Consider the following 18,326-nt stretch of genomic DNA (forward strand, 5'->3'; position numbering starts at 1 on the left):
AGCGCCCCCCTCTGTCCTGCCGGACATCTCCCCCACAAGGGGGGAGATCAGATTTCACGCCGGCTTTCGCCTACCACCAACGCTGCAGAATGAGCTGGACGCCGAAGCGACTAATCTCCCCCCTCGTGGGGGAGATGGCCGGTAGGCCAGAGGGGGGCGACGTAGAGCGCCTACCTCAACTGCCTATCAGCCAGCATCAATTACCTAAGCACGCGGCAGCGGCCGTTATAAACCAGCCAGCGGTCGAAGCCCGAGACGCAGAATTCGACATTGTCGCCGATCGAGGCAAAGCCCTGGCCTTCCTCGATCAGGTAGAAGATCGAGCGGTCGCGGCCGTCCGACAGGTTGACGGTGGCGCGGCAATAGTGGCGGCCGATCGGCCATTCGTCGCTCGCCGGCTCGTAGCGATGCTGGCGGATGTTGCGGAAATCTGTGATCGCGACATCCGGCAGATGCGGCACATGATGCACTTGGTAGGAGAAGCGGTCGGTGATCTTGCTCAGCACCCAGCTTTCGCCGCAGACGCTGCCATCGTCGCCGCTGTAGACGGAAAGGTCGGCGGCCTGCGCCGCCTGGGTGAAGCCCAGCGGAGCGGCCAACGGAGTGGACAGCGCAACCAGCGCGGCAAGAGCGGAATGGGCGAAGCGAGTCATGACAGCCTCTCAAGGTCGGTTGCACGCACTGTGCGGGAGCGCTCGGCGGCGGTCAAGCGGTCGCGAAAACAATGGTTTCCGCAAAACTTCGCTCCAGACTTCACCAGCTAACTGGGTTATATGGAGATTCAGGTCATACCGGCATCGCCTTAATCTCCATACAGCCTAAAACGTGCCGGCAAGCAGCAGCCCGCCGACGACCGCGATGTTGATCAGGAACGCATTGCGCAGCACCTGGCGCTCCGGCTCCCGGCTCGCCCAGAAACGCAGCAGCATCGCGTTCGTCGCCAGCGTGAAGATGACGAGCGCGCCCGCGGCGAAGGGCCGGGCCATGCCAACGGCAAGCAGGAAACCCGCAATGATCTCGACCGCCGAACCGGCGGCCAGCATCAAGGCCGGAGCCGGAAATTTCTGCGCGGCCAGATAGTCGCGCATCGCCCCGAATTTCAGGAAATGCTCGATGCCGGCGAAGACGAACACGCCACCGATGAGGAGAGCGCCAAGCGCTTGAGCGATTTGAACAAGCATGGCGGTCTCCTCTCGATGATCTGCTTCGCTCCGCTCAGTCCTCAGGAACGAAGGCCGGGTTGTGGACGACCTCCCACAGGTGATCGTCGGGGTCCTGGAAATAACCGGCATAGCCGCCCCAGAAGGTTTTCTGCGCCGGCTTGACCACGCGCGCGCCGGCCTTGACGGCCTCGGCCATCACGGCGTCGACCTCGGCCTCGCTGCCGACATTGTGGCCGATGGTGAGCTCGGTCGGGCTGCGACCGCTCTGCGGCACCGTGGCATCCCAGGCGATGCTGGCGCGTTCGTAGATCGCGAATTTCAGGCCGCCGGCGAGCTCGAAGAAGGCGACGGCGCCATGTTCGAATTCACGGCCGATGATGCCTTCGGTCGGCAGGCCGAGGCCGTCGCGATAGAATTTGAGCGAGGCCTCCAGATCGTCGACGCCGAGCGTCAACACGGTGATGCGAGCTTTCATTTCTCTCACTCCTTTCTATATTCGAAACCAACATCCGAAATCGGATCTGGTTGGCAAACGCGCCGATGGGCGCCATCAGGCTGCGTCTGTTGTGCCATGGATGAAGTGGCCGGCCTTGAAGATTTCGGCCAAAATGACCGTCGCACCGATCCGGCATCCGCCGGAGCAGATCGGAGAAGAGATGGAACCGGTCCTGGCGCAGACAACCGGCTTCTTTCGGGAACGGCCCGCCGCCAAAGGCCTGGCCGATGCCTTCTGTGCGATCTGGGTCCACCGCATGGACGAGCGCGCCGCTCCGCCCATCGTCATCACGCCTGACGCCACGATCGACCTGCAATGGATCGACGGCCGCTTCCGTGTTGCCGGGCCGGACAGGGAGCCGCAAATCGAGACGCCTGCCGCCGGCGCGGTGATCGTCGGCTTCCGCTTCCGGCCGGGCGCGGCCGCCGGCTGGCTCGGCGTGCCGGCCGGCGAGATCGTCGGCGGGCGGCTGGACCTCCAGGAGTTATGGGGCACGCGCGCCCGCGAACTGTCGGATCGCATCAAGGCTGCGACCGATCTGCCGGCCATGCTGCGGCAGTTGGAAGAGACGGTCGGCATGCGCACCGAGGGCCGCGATGCGATCGACCCGCTGATGGGCCGGGCCTTTGGTGTCCTCGACGAGGGCCTGCCGCCGGAAACGCCCTTGGTTCCATTCCTGCAGCGCCAGCTGCATATGAGCGAGCGGACGCTGCGACGCCGCTTCGAGGACGCGTTCGGCTATGGCCCGAAGACGCTCGACCGCATCCTGCGCTTCCACCGCTTCCGGCGCCTGCAACGGCAGCAGGGCGAAGCCTCGACCGCGCTGCTCGCCATCGAGGCCGGCTATGCCGACCAGGCGCATCTTATCCGCGAAAGCCGGCGGCTGACCGGTGTGACGCCCTCGGCTTTGGCCTAAGGGAACGCGAGCGCCCTACTCGCCCGCCAGCCACTCCAGCGACCAGCGCGACGGCTGCCGGACTGCGAGCGCCTTGTGGAGGGCGGGCAACAGCACCTTCAATTCGCCTTCCAGCGTGTAGGGCGGATTGACCACCACCATCCCGCTGCCGTCGAGGCTGGGCTCGTCCGAGGCAGGCCGGATATCGAAGGCAATGTCGAGCAGTTTTGGAATGCCGGTCTCCCTCAGCGCCGCGCGGAAAGCGGTCACCGCCCTGCGATCCTTGATCGGGTACCAGAGCGCATAGATGCCGCCCGGCCAGCGCCGGTGCGCCTTCAGCACGCCGTCGACGAGGCGGGAGAACTCGCCCTCCTCCTCGAAAGGCGGATCGATGAGGACGAGGCCGCGCTTTTCCTTCGGCGGCAGTTGCGCGCCGAGCGCCAGCCAGCCGTCGAGCTCGATCACCCTTGCCTGGAAATCGCCGGTGAAGACGGATTTCAGCCGCGCGGCATCCTCGGAGTGCAGTTCGATCGCCGTCAGCCGGTCCTGGTTGCGCAGGAGATGGCGCACAATCAGCGGCGAGCCGGGATAGTGCTTGAGGCCGCCGTCGGGATTTTGCGCGCGCACCGCTTCCAGATAGGGCTGAAGCAGTGCCGCCGCTTGCGGCTCGAGCGTGGCCCCGGCCAGCCGGCCGATGCCGCCCTGCCACTCGCCGGTCTTGCCTGCCTCGACCGAGGCAAGATCGTAGCGGCCGATGCCGGCATGGGTGTCGACGACGCGAAAAGCCTTGTCCTTCTGCTTGAGGTATTCGACGAGGCGCGCGAGCACGGCATGCTTGACGACATCGGCGAAATTACCGGCGTGGTAGGCGTGGCGATAGTTCATGCGCGCCTGCCTCTGGAGAGCATGATGTCGACCGAAAACCGCTTAACACTTTTCGGCATCATGCTCGTGGCGAACCGTTGCGGCCCCAGCGTGGCGGTGGCGGCTGCGAATTGGGATTTTGCGGACTGCCGCCACCGCGGCGCCCGAAGACCAGCGACAGCGCCAGCCCGGCAAGGCCGACGCCCATCAGCGTATAGCCGGCCGGCTGCGCGCGTTCGTCGATCGAGCCGGTGCCGGCGCGCAGGATGAGATCGACCGCGCGCATGTCGATACCGTCGGCATCGCCGGGGCCGACGGTGAACACATAAGGACCGGGCGTGACCCTATCGATGACGCCGCCCTCGTCGCGAAAGATCTTGTCGGGCAGCTGCGGGCTCGCCTGGCGCGGATTGTCGGTGTGGTTGAAGGAGAGCGCCGACGCCAGCGCCGTGCGGCCGCCGTTCGCCGCGGTCAGCGTCAGCACCGTGCGCTGCTGGCCCGCGACGCGCTCGGCCCGCGCGGTCAAGTCGACCAGCACCCTCACCGGCGCGTCGCTTGCGGCGAGTTGCACGGTGACCGGCCGGAAGCGGCCGCCCTCATAGACGCGGTAAGTGCCGATCGCATGGCCGGAAAAATTGCTCATCGCCCAGGGATAGAAGATGCCGATGGCGGCACCGACGATGAGGAGAAGGACACAGAGGAAGCGCATTCAGAGCCTTGGTTTTCTGGGCGAGATCGCCGCTATTTTTTGGCAGGTTCGTTTCGGGCAGCTTCGCGGACCCGCTCCATCTCGTCCAGAAACATTTCCAGGCCAAGCTCGAAAGTTTTGTCGAAGCCGCCGGCGCCGAAATAGGCGCCGGCTTTCATGACGCTCGGATAGTCGCGCGCCAGTTCCTCGTCGCTGACGGTGGTGACCGCCGAAGGCCCCTTGGCGTAGCCGGCCGTCTCGTCGAGGATCGCGCCCATCAGATAGTAGCTTGCGGCGCGGAACAGGCGGGCGCTGAGCTCGGGGCCGAAGCCGCCATCCTCGAACAGGCCGATGATGGCATTGAGCTTGGCAAGGCAGGGCGGCGAGTTCATGCGGTAGACGACGATGAAGGGCGCGAAGGCGGGGTGCTCGGTGGCGACGCGGCGGAACTCCTGCATGCCGACGCGCGCCCGCTCGCGCCACGGCAGGCTGTCGTCAGGGATGACAAGCCCGCTCATCTGCCGGTCGACCAGCGCCTCGTACAGATGCGCCTGCGAGGGGAAGTGGTGGTAGATGCTCATCGCCTCGCAGCCCAGCCTGGCGGCGAGCTTGCGCATCGAAAAGCCGGAAAGCCCTTCCCGCTCGATCACCTCGAAGGCGGCGTCCTCGATCATCTCGCGGGAGAGCTTTCCGCGGGGTCGCCTTTTTTTGCTCGGTGCGTCCATGGCGTCGCTTGACAACTTACACTGTAAGGTTCATCTTCCATGTACCTTACAACGTAAGGCTAACAAAAACCAGAGGAGAACATCATGTCAGTCATTCACATCGTCTCAACCGTGCATTCCTGCCTTCGTTCCGCCTCGCTCATCGCCGCCGCGAGCGTGTTTGCCGCCGTGCTCGCGTCCGCGCCGACCCGCGCCGATGACTACGACGCCGCCCTCAAGGACATCCAGTCGACGATGGGCGGCGTGCCGAGCTTCGTGAAACAGTTCCCGAAGGCCGGTCTGCCCGGCGCGTGGGCCGAGGTCAAGGCTATCGAGCTCAGCGACAAGACGGCGCTGACGCCGAAGGAGAAGTCGCTGATCTCGCTGGCGGTCGCGGCGCAGATCCCGTGCAGCTACTGTATCTGGTCGGACACCGAGAACGCCAAGCACGCCGGCGCCACCGACGAGGAGATCCAGGAGGCCGTCGCCATGTCGGCGCTGACCCGCCACTGGAGCACCATCTTCAACGGCATGCAGGTCGACTTCGAGCAGTTCAAGAAGGAGATGGGCGGGCAGTAAAGCGGCAGGCACCAGACACCGAAGGCGACAAATGGTCCGCGGCCACGCGGGCCATTTTTTTGCTCGCGGCCAGCCAGCCGCCCTCCGCTCGATCGTCATCGGGCCGGCGGCGGCGTGCCCGCTCCTCGAGCCGTCCCGCCCTCTTGCGGCGACAGAAAAATCCGTGGAAGCGTTCAAACAGCTATCGCTAAATTAATCAGCTTTGCCATAATGAGTTGGGTGGGTGGCTGATCAATGATTCGAACATAAGCGCCGCGCGCTTGAGGGGATACCACTTCATGCTCATGGCTTATCGCGGCTTTAGCCGGCCCTGCCCCAACAACAATTTTCGCATGCCGATCAAGGCCCTGCCCCGTCTTTTTGTTTTTGGTACGTTGTTGGTAACTTCCGGTTGCCAATACTTCAACTTTGGCCAGTCGACTTCATTCAGCGTATCGCAAAGCGGCAACGCCGCCTTGATCGACTTGAAGCCAAGCCGACCCACCCAGACAAGGAACCTGTCTCGCACGGCTCCGGTGATAAGGGTAAATCCTTATCTTGGGAACGCTTCTTTTATCTGCGGCCCGAGCGGCTTTGGACAGCAATCGCATTGCTTTGCCAGAAGTGCCGGAGCGCTCGCCGAGAACATCTAGACACGACGCGGCAACCTCGACCTGGCGTCTTGCTGGCGTTGCTTCGAGGCCTGAAGGCTGACGCCGAAGGTTTCTCCAGCATGCTCCCGCAATTCGATGAACGCGGCACCGGTTACAAAGCGGTCCGGGAGCAGCTTCTCGCCGCCGACAAGCCGGGTGGGCGCCTTCATGGTTAACCGCTCGCCAAGGTGTGAGGTTAATGAAACGCTAATTTAGTTGACTACCCTCGACACAGGTATATCTTTGTATGTGTTGGGTGTGCAATTTGGGCGAGCAGTCTGCGGTGGTGGCAACCGACTCGTGGATCGCAACTTAGGGGCGCAAGAGACGCTTAGGCGGCAGAGATAAGCCGTAAAGCAACAGGCCCCGCGAACTCAGAAAATTACGACGCACATCAGTGCAGGCGGTTCTGCATATGCGGAGGAATCGCCTTTGTGACCTGGTCGGGCAAGGCCCGTCCCGGAACGGTAGCGTGTGTGCGTACGAGGTTGCCATGAATAGGGTCATCAAAGTTCTGAAACCGGTACGGTCGGGTCGAAAGACGATCGATCGTGGCCGGGCTCTGGTCGCGGGCGGAGCGGGATTCCTGGGCTCTCATTTGTGCGAGCGGCTGCTTGCGGACGGCTATGAAGTCATCGCGCTGGACAATTTCCACACCGGCAAAAGATACAATCTAGCCGGCGTCGCGCGCGACGCCTCTTTCACCTGCATCAGCCATGACATTGTCGATACCTTGCCGATGGATTTCGCCGTCGACGAGATCTACAACCTCGCCTGCCCAGCTTCCCCGCCCCACTATCAGGCCGATCCTATCCACACATTCAAGACAAGCGTGCTCGGGGCGATCAACCTTCTGGAACTCGCACGGCGCCACAACGCCAAGATATTCCAGGCTTCGACCTCCGAGGTCTACGGCGATCCGCTGGTGCATCCGCAGCCTGAAGGCTATTTCGGCAACGTCAACACGCATGGCCCGCGCGCCTGCTACGACGAGGGCAAGCGCTCGGCCGAAACGCTGTTCTTCGACTATTCGAGAACTTACGGCCTCGATATCCGGGTCGCGCGCATTTTCAACACCTATGGGCCGCGCATGCAGCCCGATGACGGACGCGTGGTGTCCAACTTCATCGTCCAGGCGCTGCGCGGAGACGATATCACCGTCTATGGCAGCGGCACGCAGACGCGCTCTTTCTGCTATGTCGACGACCTCATCGAAGGGTTTGTTCGGCTGATGCGGTCGCCGGCGGCGCCGAAACATCCGGTCAATCTCGGAAACCCCGGCGAGTTCACCGTCATGGAACTGGCCGAGCTCGTCCTCGACTGCACCAATTCCCGCTCGCGGATCGTGCACAGGCCGTTACCGGTCGATGATCCCCGGCAGCGCAGGCCCGATATCACCTTCGCCGAGCAACAGCTCGGCTGGGAACCAAAGGTCGCACTGAGCGAGGGGCTGGCCTATACCGCCAGCTATTTCGAAGCCCTGCTGGGCCGCCGGCAGCCCGGGGCCTCACAGGGCGGCCATCTGTCCTCCGGCGAGGCTTTGGCGCTATGAGTGCCCGCCCCATCCTGGTGACGGGCGGCGCAGGCTTCATCGGCAGCCACACCTGCAAGCAGCTGGCGGCGGCCGGCTATCTGCCCGTGGTCTACGACAATCTCAGCCGCGGCAACGAGAAGACGGTGGCCTGGGGTCCGCTGGTGGTCGGCGATATCCGCGACCGCGACGCGCTCGAGCGAGCCATCGCCATCCACCGGCCGCAGGCGGTCATCCATTTCGCAGCGCTTGCCTATGTCGGCGAGTCGGTCAGCGATCCCGCGGACTATTATTCGGTCAATGTCGCCGGCACGATCGCCGTGCTCGAGGCGGCACGGGCGAACGGCATCGGCAACATCATCTTCTCCTCCAGTTGCGCGACCTATGGCATGCCCGAGACGCTGCCCGTGCGCGAGACCTCGGCTCAGAACCCGATCAGCCCTTACGGCCGCACCAAGCTGATGGGCGAGCAGATCGTCAGGGACCATGCCTCGGCCTATGGCACGAAATACGCAATCCTGCGCTACTTCAACGCCTGCGGCGCCGACCCCGACGGCGAGCTTGGCGAATGGCACACGCCGGAAACCCATCTCATCCCCAGGGTATTGATGGCGGCGTCCGGCATGATCGATGCGATCGAGGTCTTCGGCACCGACTACGAGACCGCGGACGGCACCTGCGTGCGCGACTACGTCCATGTCAGCGATCTCGCCCGGGCGCATCTCAAGGCCCTGCTGCATCTCGAGGCCGGCGGCGAAAGCCTTGCGGTCAACCTTGGCACCGGCCGCGGGGTCTCGATCAGGCAGATCATGGAGGCGGTCGAGCGGATCACGTCGCGGCCGGTCCCGGTCATGTACAAGGCGCGCCGCCCTGGCGATCCGGCAGGGCTTTTCGCCGACCCCAGCCTTGCCCGCGAACGGCTGGGCTTTGTGGCGCAACTTTCAGACATCGACACCATCGTCAGGACGGCCGCCCCCTTCTTCGGGCTCGGCCCGGCCTCGCTCAATTCCGGCGCTTTGGCCGCCATGCCGCGCGCATTGCGCGCGCCGCGTGGCGCGAACGTCAATCAGAAACGTCGGCCCGCAAGGCCGGCGGTCGGCCCTGTGAGTAATGTGTCGGGGCGTGGGCTCGCTGAGTTCGGCTAAGGCCGTCTCAGCGAGCCACCATTTTGGAGTTGCCGGGCTTACCCGGCGCGATGCCTAGCTCCTGATGTCGATGAGCTTGCGGGCCTGATCGAACTGAGGACCCTTGGTGTTGCCCGCCTCGAACTTCCGGTGCTCGTCGGCAGGATCGTCCTTGGCATGCTTGAAATCGTACCAGACGCCGTCCGGATCCTTGCGCTGCTCGATATTGCCATTCTCGACGCGATGGCTGTAGCAGGTGCGTCGCGGCTTGGTGGTGTAGGTCTTGGACCTCCAGGCAAGTTCCATGCACATCTTGCCGGTTTCGGTCACCAGCCACCGGCCCTCGGCGACCGCGGGTGAGTCCTTTCCAGCCGTCCATGCCTTGATGCGTCGGTCCATCCCGAAATAGGCCGCGCCATTTTCCCAGTTCCAAGTGCGATCAGCGTAGAGCAGTTGCAACTCGAAAGCCGTCGGAGCGATGTCGGGCTTGGCAGACGCCTCGACAGGCGCATTGTTCTTCGCCGTGGTCGCGTCGGCGATGCCGCAAAAAGCAAGCTGGCCACAGACGACCAGGAGCGGAAGCATCCAAACGAACTTGAGAGGTCGGCCGCTCCCGCCAGGTTCAGTCGAACCTGGTTTGCATGGCAACGTGGTTTCAGCCGTCGTTCCGATGTGCGCTCGCATATCAACCCCCCTCTCGACCCTGAGATGGTCGGGTCGAGGAATCATGATTTGGAAGAGTTTCTCCGGGCTTTCCGCGATCCGTCACGATGCCCGAGCCCAGTGGACCTGATGGCGGCGCGATCAGCACCCTTGAACCATTTAACAGCCGCGCACGGCGCGATGTCAACAGAATCCAAGTCTAAGTCGGCGCTACAAGCCCTTAGTTAATCACGGATATTATAATCTTGTGATACCGTGACACTGTTTGGCAATTGCGCTGTGCCAAATAGCTTCGATGGGAGGGGGTTCCAGATGACAGGCGACGCGGAAACGACCGCAATTCAGGACGCAGCATTCGCCGGCCAGCACCCGGCCGTCCGCGTCGCCCATGTCCATTCCCTGATTTTGCTGGCGATCCTGATCGTCGCCGCCATCGCCCGTTTTCACGACATCACCCAGCCGCTGGTCGACGCCTTCAGCTGGCGCGAAACGAGCACGGCGATGATGGCCGACAATTTCCAGCAGCGCAGCTGGAACATCTTCTTCCCCGAGGTGAGCTGGACCGGCCCCGGGCCGAGCTACCAGGGTCGGGAATTCCAGATCGTCAGCTATATCGCCGCACTGCTCTACCAGCTCTTCGGCTGGCACGACTGGTTCGGCCGCATGGTCGCCGCCCTGTTCAGCATGGTGACGGTGTTTTCGCTGCACAGGCTGACCGCGCTCTGCTGGGACGAGGCGCATGCGCATGCGGCCGCGCTTGCCTACGCGCTGATGCCGGGTGCGGTGATGATCGACAGTTCGTTCCTGCCCGATCCCTCGATGCTGGCACTGGTGACGCTCGGCGTATGGCTGTTTGCGAAATACTGGGTCGGCGGCAAGCCTTGGCTGCTGCCGGCGGCCACGGCGAGCTTCACGCTCGGCGCGCTGGCGAAGCCGCCGGGGCTCGCCGCCGGCGCCGTCATCTTCTACCTGATGGTCTGCTGGATCCTGGAACGGCGTTACCGGCAGGCGGCGCGTGTGCTTGTCAGCGGGCTTATCAGCCTGGCGGTCATCGCCGCCTATTTCGGCTGGGCCATCTATCTCGGTCGCAGCTACCCGCCATACCACGTCGCCGGCTCCGGCTACATTTGGGATTCCGGCTTCTGGACATTCTTCAAGAACAGTTTTTACCTCAAATCCGTCTGGAACACGTCGGTCTGGTGGTTCTACGGCTATCCGTTCATGGCGCTTATCGCCATCGGCTTCTGGATGCCGCCGAAGCCCGCCGGAACCGGCGAGAGAGCGCTTTGCGCCGTTGCCTATGTCTGGCTTGCCGCGGCGGCGGTCGTCTATGTCGCGGCGGCGCGGGAGATCACCAACAATCCATGGAACTATCACATCTTCCACGTGCCGCTGGCGATGTTCTGCGGTCGCGGCGCGCTGGTGCTGGCGACGCTCGGCACCGGCACCGTCCTGTCCCCAGCCGCCGCGCTGCGCTCCATGCTCATCGCCGCGCTTGCGCTGACGCTGTCGACCTTTCCACTTCTCAAGACGATGAAGAACCCGACCGCCCTGAATGGCAAGCTGCTTGGCGAGGAGCTGGCGCGCATCGTCAAGCCGGGCGAGCTTGTGGTCGCCATCGCGCCGGCGGTCGGCGATCCCGTCGCTGTCTACTACAGCCGTGCGCGCGGCTGGGTGTTCCCGCCTGGCGGCGGCGACGTCGAATGGTCGAAATTCGTCGAGGACGACACCACCGCGATCGCGCAGCTCGAGGAATTGCGCGCCCAGGGCGCGGACTATTTCGGCACCGCCAAGGAGGCTGCCGACAATCAGGACCGGCTGTTCGTCCAGCACCATGACGGAGTGATCGACTATCTCGACAAGACCGCAACCAAGCTTGTGGATTCGGATAAGCTGCTGGTCTATAGGATCACCCGCCCGTGAAGGAACCAGCCGGAGGTTACCGGCCGGCTGAAGCGATGCGCTGGGAAGCCGCGGAGCTTCGGAACCACCGGACGCAGCCGCACCAACGCGGCGGACGCCATCGGAGAATTGGTTGAAGCGAGCAATATCGATAATCGTCACCCTGGCGCTGCTGGCATGGCTTGCCAGCGACCAGCGCTGGAAGATGGTGGGCGATGCCTTCGCCTCCATCACGCCCGGCGCCTTCGCGGCGGTGGCGGCGGCGCTGTTCGTCACCTATGTGCTCAGGGCGCTGCGCGTCTGCGACGAGTTCCGCGACGATGTGAATGGCCGCTTCGGCGCCGTGCTTCGCATCATCCTGATCCACAATGCGATGATCAACATCGTGCCGTTCCGCGGCGGCGAGACGGCCTTCCCGATCCTCTTGCGCCAGGTGTTCGGCGTCTCGATCGTGCGCGCCAGCGCTTCGCTTCTATGGTTTCGGCTGCAGGACGCTTTCGTCGTCGGCGTGCTTGCCTGCCTGGTCTGGCCGGGCGTGCATCCGGCGCTGAGGGCCGCCGGCATCGCGGCGCTGATCGCCGCCGCATGGTACCTGCCGCGCTGGGCGCGCGCGCCGCATAACTGGACCACTGGCGGCAGGATCGTCTCGAAGCTCGGCAAATTGCGCGATATCTTCACCGAAGCGACGGGACGCTCACGCTATGGCTGGTGGTGGACGATCGCCAACTGGGCGCTGAAACTCGGCGTGCAGGGATGGCTGCTCGCCATGCTGCTCAACACCTCGTTCCAGACCGCCTTTCCCGGCGCCGTCGGCGCGGAGGCAGCCGCCATCCTGCCTGTGCAGGGCGTCGCCGGTTTCGGCACCTATGAAGCGGGCGCCGCAGCCGCATTGCTCTATTCCGGCATCGCCATGAAGGACGGCCTGCAGGCGGCGCTCGCGCTGCATCTCTTCATCCTCTGCTCGGCGGTCGCAACCGGTGCGATCGCCTGGCTGTTCCCCTCGAAAGCGACGCTGCCGGAAAGCCCGGCGGCGGGACCGGCAAGGAAATGACCGCCATGAACGTGCTTCCCATTCCGGCACCGGGATTGCCCGAGGGCGCCGTCATGCCCGAGCACAAGCTCTCCATCGTCATCCCGATGTATAACGAGGCCGACAATGTCGAGCCGCTGCTCGTCCGCATTCACCAGGCGATGGAGAACTACAGCCAGCCCTGGGAAGTGGTGCTGGTCGACGACGGCAGCACCGACGCCACGCCCGCCGAGATCCGCCGGCTGGCGGCTCAATACGGGCCGCATGTGCATGGCGTGGAGCTGGTGCGCAACTACAAGCAGACCGCGGCCATGCAGGCCGGCCTCGACGCCGCGCGCGGCGACGTCATCGCAACGCTCGACGGCGACCTGCAGAATGACCCGTTCGACATTCCACGCATGGTCTACCGCCTGCTGAACGAGGATCTCGACCTCGTCGCCGGCTGGCGCAAGGACCGCAAGGAAGGTTTCTGGATGCGCCGCCTGCCCTCGCGCATCGCCAACAGGCTGATCGCGCGCGTCACCGGCGTGCAGCTCAAGGACTATGGCTGCAGCCTGAAAGTGTTCCGCGGCAGCGTCATCCGCAGCGTGCGGCTCTATGGCGAGATGCACCGCTTCATCCCGGCGTGGCTGGCGACCGTTACGACGCCGCGCCGCATCGCCCAGGAAGTGGTGACGCATCACGCCCGCATCCACGGCCAGTCGAAATACGGCATCTCGCGCACCTTCCGCGTGGTGCTGGACCTCGTCTTCATGTTCTTCTTCCTGCGCTACCGCACGCGGCCCGGACACTTCTTCGGCGGCATCGGCATCGTGCTCGGCGTGCTCGGATCGCTGATCCTTGCCTATCTCTTCGCGGTCAAGGTTTTCTGGGGGCAGGACATCGGCACCAGGCCGATGCTGATCACCGGCTTCTTCCTGGTGATCGCCGGGCTGCAGGCGGTGACGTCGGGCGTGCTCGCCGAAATGCTGTCGCGCGTCTATCTCGAGGCCAACGGCGCGCTCGCTTATGTGGCCCGGCCGCAGCCCGCGCATGGCGAGGGCGACGGCTGGCATCGGCCGGACAAGCTGGCGACCGAGAAGGCGAAGCCGCGCAGGAAGTGATCCTGCTGCCACAACGCGGGAGCGACCGGAGGGGCAAGAAGTGGCGCGCTGACGGCGCCCGTCTCCTTGCTCCCGCGGTCACGCCCCCAAACGTCAGCGCTTCGGAATTGCCTGAAGCGCGTCGCGCTGAAACGGATTCAGGCGACGCGCTTTAAGTCTTTGTTGTATGCATGTCGTTGCCCCGGAACCGCTGCGCGCTTCTGGCGACATGCATTGGTCTATCGCGCCCGGCAAGCCGAGCGCTGACCGAAGCCACTCGGGCCGCAGATCCACGGCGAGTGGCCAAGCAACGGACCGACGCTGCCCATGCTGTAGGAAATCTTGACCGGCCGCGGCACGCGAGCAGGCTGCGGCCGCACGAAGGCGGCATAGGCCTCCTCTCGGATGCGCATCACACTGGACATCTGCGTCAGCGGCTTGCGGTGAACACGATGCAACCGCTGCTTCTTGAGGTAGTGCACCTTCTTGGCGGTGGTGTGGGCTGCCGGTCCGGTGCCGATCGAGCTGGTTTTCATCGTGTCCATGCTCTGGCAGCCGGAAACCATCGAGGTCAGTGCAACGGCGGCAATGGCGCAAGCATATTTCCTGCCGAAAACCGCTGCTTCATTCATGAAATTGTTCATTGTCGTTCCCTGCCACGAAAATACATGTTGCTCCCGCGCGGATATGTTTCTTCTTTCCTTGACTTCCACGCCGTGCGAACGGCTCACTGCCGCTCACACTGTGGCTAAATATTAGAGGATACTTATTAAAATTCGCGCAAACGATATGATGAGCGCGATCTCTAGCGACTCGATCGATTGTTATTAAAATTTGATCTTTTAGTTGTGGCTACGGACGACGGTCGGGAAACGCGCCCATTCCTGGAATTGTGCGTTTGTCTCTACGCAATTCCGGACGGAAAACCGCTACGCACTTTTCCTGGAATTGCTTAACGCGGCTGGTCCCAGCCAGGGTCGAAATAGAAGTTTTGCGAGCCGGTGCCACCCGTGCCGGCACCCGAGACCGGATAGGCTATCCTGACGATGTGGAAGCCGCCGGCGGCTCCCTGCTGAAGGCCGTATATGCCTTCCAATCCCCGGCCGTAGAATCCCGCAATCGCGATACAGAGCGCGGCTCCTGCCAAGGATGTCTGCATGGTTATCGCAACCGCGTCGTCCCTTAGCGATATCCTGTTTTCGGAGAGGTGCTTGACGATGATGACCAGCACGAGCAATCCGTAGATCGCCGCATTGAGTGCCGCAAACCAATAGAAACCAGTGGCACTGGAGGGCTCTTTCACAAAAATGACAGGCAGCGACGCACCAGTAGCAAGCGCCACATAGGGAAAGATGACACGGCTGGGCAGAAGCGTCTTCGGACCACTACCTTTCGGCGTGACGCGGAAATCGACGAATGACTTGGCAAGATAATCGCGAACCGACGCCAGCGTTCCTGCCATCACCCACGGCCAGCGCGCGAATAGATGGAAGAGTGTCCCTTCCCAACTGATAGCCTTGGCCGAGAACGGACGCGCAAGGCCTAACCTTTTTAGAAAGACCACCAGGACAATCGGAAGGGCCGCGCTTGGCGTATAGTAGACAAGGAATTCAGGATAGGTCACGTCCGCAAAATTGTTGCCCGACAACAGCGCGTAGATCGGCATGACATACATTGTTATCGCAAATAGAGCGAACATCGGATACCAGAGCTGGCAGAATACGAACTGCCGTCTGAGCCTCGGGCTGAGCTTGGACAGATATCCAGGCGTGTATTCGAGCAAGATGGTCGTCAAACTCCGTGACCACTGGAACTCCTGAGTAACCAGGTCGGCGAAAGTTTGCGGACCGTCGCCATTCGCGATGGCATCAATGGCATGCACACCGCGCCATCCAGCGGCGTTGATCATCATCGAGGTGGAGTGGTCCTCGGCCAGTTCAGGGCCCAGCCCGCCAGCCTGTCGCAACGCAATGGTGCGCACGGCATAATGCGAGCCGATGCAGAGCGGGGCGCCGTTGCTCGTGTAGCCGGATTGCAAAGGGCCGTGGAGCATCCCTTCCACAAACAGCCTGCCGCGCGCTGCCCAGCTTTCGTCGGCGTTGTTGTCACAGATGCTCGGTGCCGAGACATAACCGACGCCTGGGTCGGCGAACGGATAAAGGATTTCCCTCAGATAGGTCGGCGTCGGAACGTGATCGGCGTCCATCTGGGCGACGAAGTCGTAGCGCTCGTAGCCGTAGTGGTCGTAGAAGAACGCCAGATTGCCTTCCTTGCAGCGGGTCCGGCGCGGCCAGGTCTTGCGGTGATAGTCCTCGCGGCCGCGCCTGGTCGAAATCAGCACGCCATGCGCGTCGCACCAGGCAATCGTTTCCTCGCCGGGGTCCTCATCGGCAAGCCAGGTGTCGTGCGGATAGTCCTGCGCCAGCATCGCCTCGAGCGTGCGCTGGACGACGGCGAACGGCTCGGAAGGCGCCTTGGTGACCACCATGGCGACACGTGAGCGCTTCGGGATCGTATGCAGCTTCGACGACTTCCTCGAAGCATGGACCTTGAGCAGGAAATACATCGGCATCAAGGTGAGCCAGGCCAGGACGATCGTGGCGAAGGCAAAGGGTCCGACATGATCGATATGCGCAGGCTGCAGCCACCAGGACCAGAAGAAAGCCAGCGAGACCAACCAGGAAACAAGGCCAAGCCGCAAGATCAATTGCTGGCGCGGCGTGAGCACGGGCACGAGGTAAGGACCCCTTGGACCGATGCCGGCTGTGCCCGGCCGGCGCCGAAATCTCGTTTTGCCGACAGAGCCGGCACCCGCTGATACGCCCATGCCACGCGCCGCCCTACGCGCCCGGCCATACGGCCGAAAGCATTCATCCGGCTATAGAATCAGTCGATACTAATACAAAGTCAACAGGATTAAGCCTGTGCTAACCAAGCCTCTTAAGAACCGGTTAATCTAACGCTTTGGCCCGCACCGCAGCTTGCCGTCCCGACAGCGGCCGCGATGGCGGCCTTTTGCCGGCTTCAAGTGAGGACCGGCAACGGTCCCTGCCGGCTGCGCCGATCGCCCCATGGGCCGCAACAAGGTTAAGTAACAGTTAATTGCCCTTGACTCTGGGCGGTCATAGGCTCTTATATCAGGAAGGGTTAATATCGTAATGTTGACGCGAATTTGTGAGTATCGCGGCGACCTCTCTTCAGGTATTCAGGTAGAGGACCTTGAGAGATAACCTCTGTGGAGGCGCTCCGTAAAACGCGCCCGTCCCAGTCGCTCAGACACCCCACGGTTCACGTTGGCAGACGTTAGGGTTTGCGCGCTGGTTCATGCCGGCACGCGGCGGCGAGTTCCGATGTCCGTCGGACGTCGGAACCATGGGAGGCGAGTATGAAACACTCCACTGCGACTGCATTTGTGTCAGCACTGATTATCGGCGGCGGCCTCGCGTTTCCGGCGTCGGCCGGATCGTCCGCTGGGACGGATCCGATCAAGACGAGCTCGGCCGCGTCGGCATTCGGGTCGTATGATCCATATGGCGATTTCACCAATGACAAGTCGGCCAGTATCGAGGAACTGTTCCTGCCTTGGGAAGACGTCGACCTGTCGACGCTGCCGCTGGCGGACGCCTATGCGCAGCAACGCGGCCGCTCGCTGCTGATCACCGTCGAGCCTTGGACATGGTCGAAGGACTGGCGCATCACGCCGCCCGAGCTGCGCGACGGCATATTGAGCGGCAAATACGACGCCAACATGCAGGCGATCTGCAACCTGGTCGGACAGATGAAGAGCCCGGTCACCATCCGCTGGGCGCAGGAAATGGAAGACAAGAACGGCCGCTTTACCTGGGCCAACTGGGCGCCGAAGGACTGGATCGCCGCCTACAAGCGCGAGGTCAATGTCTGCCGCAAGGCGGCGCCCACCGCGAAATACATGTGGTCGCCCAAGGGTATCGAGGGCCTTGAGAAGTACTATCCCGGCGACGACTACGTCGACGTGATCGGCTTGTCGGTGTTCGGCCTGCAGAAGAAGGACAATGACGAGGCCGGCCGCGACCGGACCTTCGAAGAGACGTTGAAGCCGGGGTACGACCGCGTCGCGAAGTTCAACAAGCCTGTGATCGTGGCCGAGCTCGGCTATGTCGGAAAGCAGGAATACGTGACGAAATGGGCTGACGACTCGCGCAAGTCTTATGCGGAGTTTCCGGCCCTAACCTCGGTGGTCTACTTCAACCAGAAGGAAGTCTGGCCGTGGCTGGGCGGCTATGGACTGCCCGACTGGCGGGTAACCCAGCACGTGCTGCCGTAGTGGCGACAGGCCATGCCCGTCCCGGCAGAACAGGGACGGGCTCCAGCTTTCCAGTTCGATAGGGATCGCTCCCGGGTCCGGGCCTTGGGAGCCGATGCAAGGCGTGGCGTAAATGAGTTGGCGGAGTAAAATCGTGAACAGGGTGTTGGGGAATCTGCTCGGAGCGGCGCTCGCCTGCTCCGTTTTTGTTGTCGGCCAGCAGGGTGCTGCAATGGCCAAAGCCGCGAACAGGATCGACGCTAAGGCGGCGAAGGCCGCCGTCGTTTCCGACGAAGGCGTCTATCAGCTCTACAAGAACCGCTCATGGCGCTGGGGCAATCATGGCGCGGCATATTTTGCCGTGCAGAAGCGACAGTTTACGGCGTGGTCCACCGAGGGTGGCAAGAGCTATGGCGAGGGCATCTGGTTCATGCCCGGCTACGGCAAACTGTGTTTCCGGGCAACCTGGCACGGCTCATGGGGCGCCAAGACGTCCTTGAGTTGTTTCGAGCATCGCAACGACAGCAAGGTTGTCTACCAACGCAAATCTCCGAGCGGAGCCTGGTATGAGTTCAGGGATCGCCACGGCAAATCGGACCTGCGTAACGGCGACTACGCCAGCAGGAAGGTGAAGCGCTTCAAAGCGAAGCTGTAGTCGCTGCCCGCAGGCATGGCGCAATGCCGGGTTGGC

General features: G+C 63.0%; 21 protein-coding genes. 11 read left to right on the forward strand and 10 right to left on the reverse strand.

The genetic code is table 11. The annotated features are described in order from the left end of the window. Nucleotides 1-200: 200 nt before the first annotated feature. The 3 genes from FJ956_RS22635 to FJ956_RS22645 form a co-directional block, all read right to left on the reverse strand. The gene (locus FJ956_RS22635) at nt 201-653 is read right to left on the reverse strand and encodes a hypothetical protein (RefSeq protein ID WP_140679946.1); all 453 of its coding nucleotides are present in this window, start codon (nt 651-653) and stop codon (nt 201-203) included. A 165-nt stretch (nt 654-818) separates the two neighbouring features. Next, entirely contained in the window at nt 819-1,181 is a 363-nt protein-coding gene (locus tag FJ956_RS22640) for a DoxX family protein (RefSeq protein ID WP_140679948.1), read from the reverse strand. Nucleotides 1,182-1,215: 34 nt separating this feature from the next. Continuing rightward, nucleotides 1,216-1,638: a VOC family protein gene (locus tag FJ956_RS22645; protein ID WP_140679950.1), complete on the reverse strand. Its 423-nt coding sequence runs from the start codon at nt 1,636-1,638 to the stop codon at nt 1,216-1,218. Between the two features lie 133 nt (nt 1,639-1,771). Between FJ956_RS22645 and FJ956_RS22650 the strand changes: the two genes are divergently transcribed. After that, nucleotides 1,772-2,575, forward strand: coding sequence for a helix-turn-helix domain-containing protein (locus tag FJ956_RS22650; protein WP_246672130.1), 804 nt, complete (start codon nt 1,772-1,774; stop codon nt 2,573-2,575). A gap of 15 nt (nt 2,576-2,590) precedes the next feature. On the opposite strand, the gene FJ956_RS22655 is transcribed toward FJ956_RS22650, so the two are convergent. Genes FJ956_RS22655 through FJ956_RS22665 form a run of 3 tightly spaced genes read right to left on the reverse strand, consistent with a single transcriptional unit; the run spans nt 2,591 to nt 4,780 of the window. Then, entirely contained in the window at nt 2,591-3,439 is an 849-nt protein-coding gene (locus FJ956_RS22655) for a 23S rRNA (adenine(2030)-N(6))-methyltransferase RlmJ (RefSeq protein WP_140679952.1), read from the reverse strand. Between the two features lie 58 nt (nt 3,440-3,497). Continuing rightward, nucleotides 3,498-4,127, reverse strand: a complete 630-nt coding sequence (locus FJ956_RS22660) for a hypothetical protein (RefSeq protein ID WP_140679955.1) — start codon at nt 4,125-4,127, stop codon at nt 3,498-3,500. Between the two features lie 32 nt (nt 4,128-4,159). After that, on the reverse strand, nt 4,160-4,780 hold the full coding sequence (locus FJ956_RS22665; RefSeq protein ID WP_246672131.1) for a TetR/AcrR family transcriptional regulator: 621 nt from the start codon (nt 4,778-4,780) through the stop codon (nt 4,160-4,162). A gap of 135 nt (nt 4,781-4,915) precedes the next feature. Here FJ956_RS22665 and FJ956_RS22670 point away from each other — a divergent pair, with 135 nt between their 5' ends. Next, a complete protein-coding gene (locus tag FJ956_RS22670; protein ID WP_140679960.1) occupies nt 4,916-5,389 on the forward strand; it encodes a carboxymuconolactone decarboxylase family protein in 474 nt (157 codons plus the stop codon). 278 nt (nt 5,390-5,667) lie between these two features. Further along, nucleotides 5,668-6,021, forward strand: coding sequence for a hypothetical protein (locus FJ956_RS22675; protein WP_140679962.1), 354 nt, complete (start codon nt 5,668-5,670; stop codon nt 6,019-6,021). Here FJ956_RS22675 and FJ956_RS30610 read toward each other — a convergent pair. Further along, nucleotides 6,018-6,191 carry a hypothetical protein gene (locus FJ956_RS30610; RefSeq protein WP_181170266.1) on the reverse strand — a complete coding sequence of 58 codons (174 nt, stop codon included), beginning with the start codon at nt 6,189-6,191 and terminating at the stop codon, nt 6,018-6,020. The genes FJ956_RS22675 and FJ956_RS30610 overlap by 4 nt on opposite strands. 323 nt (nt 6,192-6,514) lie before the next feature. Between FJ956_RS30610 and FJ956_RS22680 the strand changes: the two genes are divergently transcribed. Next, entirely contained in the window at nt 6,515-7,573 is a 1,059-nt protein-coding gene (locus FJ956_RS22680) for a UDP-glucuronic acid decarboxylase family protein (RefSeq protein ID WP_140679964.1), read from the forward strand. Next, the gene (gene galE / locus FJ956_RS22685) at nt 7,570-8,697 is read left to right on the forward strand and encodes a UDP-glucose 4-epimerase GalE (RefSeq protein ID WP_140679985.1); all 1,128 of its coding nucleotides are present in this window, start codon (nt 7,570-7,572) and stop codon (nt 8,695-8,697) included. Before FJ956_RS22680 ends, galE begins: the two co-directional genes overlap by 4 nt. A 54-nt stretch (nt 8,698-8,751) precedes the next feature. Here the strand turns inward: galE and FJ956_RS22690 are convergent, their stop codons facing one another. Further along, the gene (locus FJ956_RS22690) at nt 8,752-9,261 is read right to left on the reverse strand and encodes a DUF995 domain-containing protein (protein ID WP_246672132.1); all 510 of its coding nucleotides are present in this window, start codon (nt 9,259-9,261) and stop codon (nt 8,752-8,754) included. Between the two features lie 390 nt (nt 9,262-9,651). Here FJ956_RS22690 and FJ956_RS22695 point away from each other — a divergent pair, with 390 nt between their 5' ends. The 3 genes from FJ956_RS22695 (at nt 9,652) to FJ956_RS22705 (ending at nt 13,374) form a co-directional block, all read left to right on the forward strand. Then, nucleotides 9,652-11,262, forward strand: a complete 1,611-nt coding sequence (locus FJ956_RS22695) for a glycosyltransferase family 39 protein (protein WP_140679988.1) — start codon at nt 9,652-9,654, stop codon at nt 11,260-11,262. A 112-nt stretch (nt 11,263-11,374) separates the two neighbouring features. Beyond that, nucleotides 11,375-12,292 (forward strand): lysylphosphatidylglycerol synthase domain-containing protein, encoded by a 918-nt coding sequence (locus FJ956_RS22700; protein ID WP_140679990.1) that lies wholly within the window; start codon nt 11,375-11,377, stop codon nt 12,290-12,292. Nucleotides 12,293-12,297: 5 nt separating this feature from the next. Continuing rightward, a complete protein-coding gene (locus FJ956_RS22705; protein WP_140679992.1) occupies nt 12,298-13,374 on the forward strand; it encodes a glycosyltransferase family 2 protein in 1,077 nt (358 codons plus the stop codon). A 218-nt stretch (nt 13,375-13,592) separates the two neighbouring features. Here FJ956_RS22705 and FJ956_RS22710 read toward each other — a convergent pair whose 3' ends face one another. Further along, the gene (locus tag FJ956_RS22710; RefSeq protein WP_246672133.1) at nt 13,593-14,084 is read right to left on the reverse strand and encodes a hypothetical protein; all 492 of its coding nucleotides are present in this window, start codon (nt 14,082-14,084) and stop codon (nt 13,593-13,595) included. 221 nt (nt 14,085-14,305) lie between these two features. After that, on the reverse strand, nt 14,306-15,841 hold the full coding sequence (locus tag FJ956_RS22715) for a cellulose synthase catalytic subunit (protein ID WP_246681613.1): 1,536 nt from the start codon (nt 15,839-15,841) through the stop codon (nt 14,306-14,308). Here FJ956_RS22715 and FJ956_RS30890 point away from each other — a divergent pair. The 3 genes from FJ956_RS30890 to FJ956_RS22725 all read left to right on the forward strand — a co-directional run bounded on the left by FJ956_RS30890 (nt 15,840) and on the right by FJ956_RS22725 (nt 18,290). Beyond that, a complete protein-coding gene (locus FJ956_RS30890) occupies nt 15,840-15,977 on the forward strand; it encodes a hypothetical protein (protein ID WP_246681614.1) in 138 nt (45 codons plus the stop codon). The genes FJ956_RS22715 and FJ956_RS30890 overlap by 2 nt on opposite strands. Nucleotides 15,978-16,738: 761 nt before the next feature. Beyond that, nucleotides 16,739-17,656, forward strand: a complete 918-nt coding sequence (locus FJ956_RS22720; protein WP_140679996.1) for a glycoside hydrolase family 26 protein — start codon at nt 16,739-16,741, stop codon at nt 17,654-17,656. Nucleotides 17,657-17,789: 133 nt separating this feature from the next. Next, nucleotides 17,790-18,290, forward strand: a complete 501-nt coding sequence (locus FJ956_RS22725) for a DUF995 domain-containing protein (protein WP_140679998.1) — start codon at nt 17,790-17,792, stop codon at nt 18,288-18,290. Nucleotides 18,291-18,326 lie beyond the last annotated feature (36 nt).

The sequence above is a fragment of the Mesorhizobium sp. B2-4-3 genome, from assembly GCF_006442815.1.
Classification (GTDB): domain Bacteria; phylum Pseudomonadota; class Alphaproteobacteria; order Rhizobiales; family Rhizobiaceae; genus Mesorhizobium.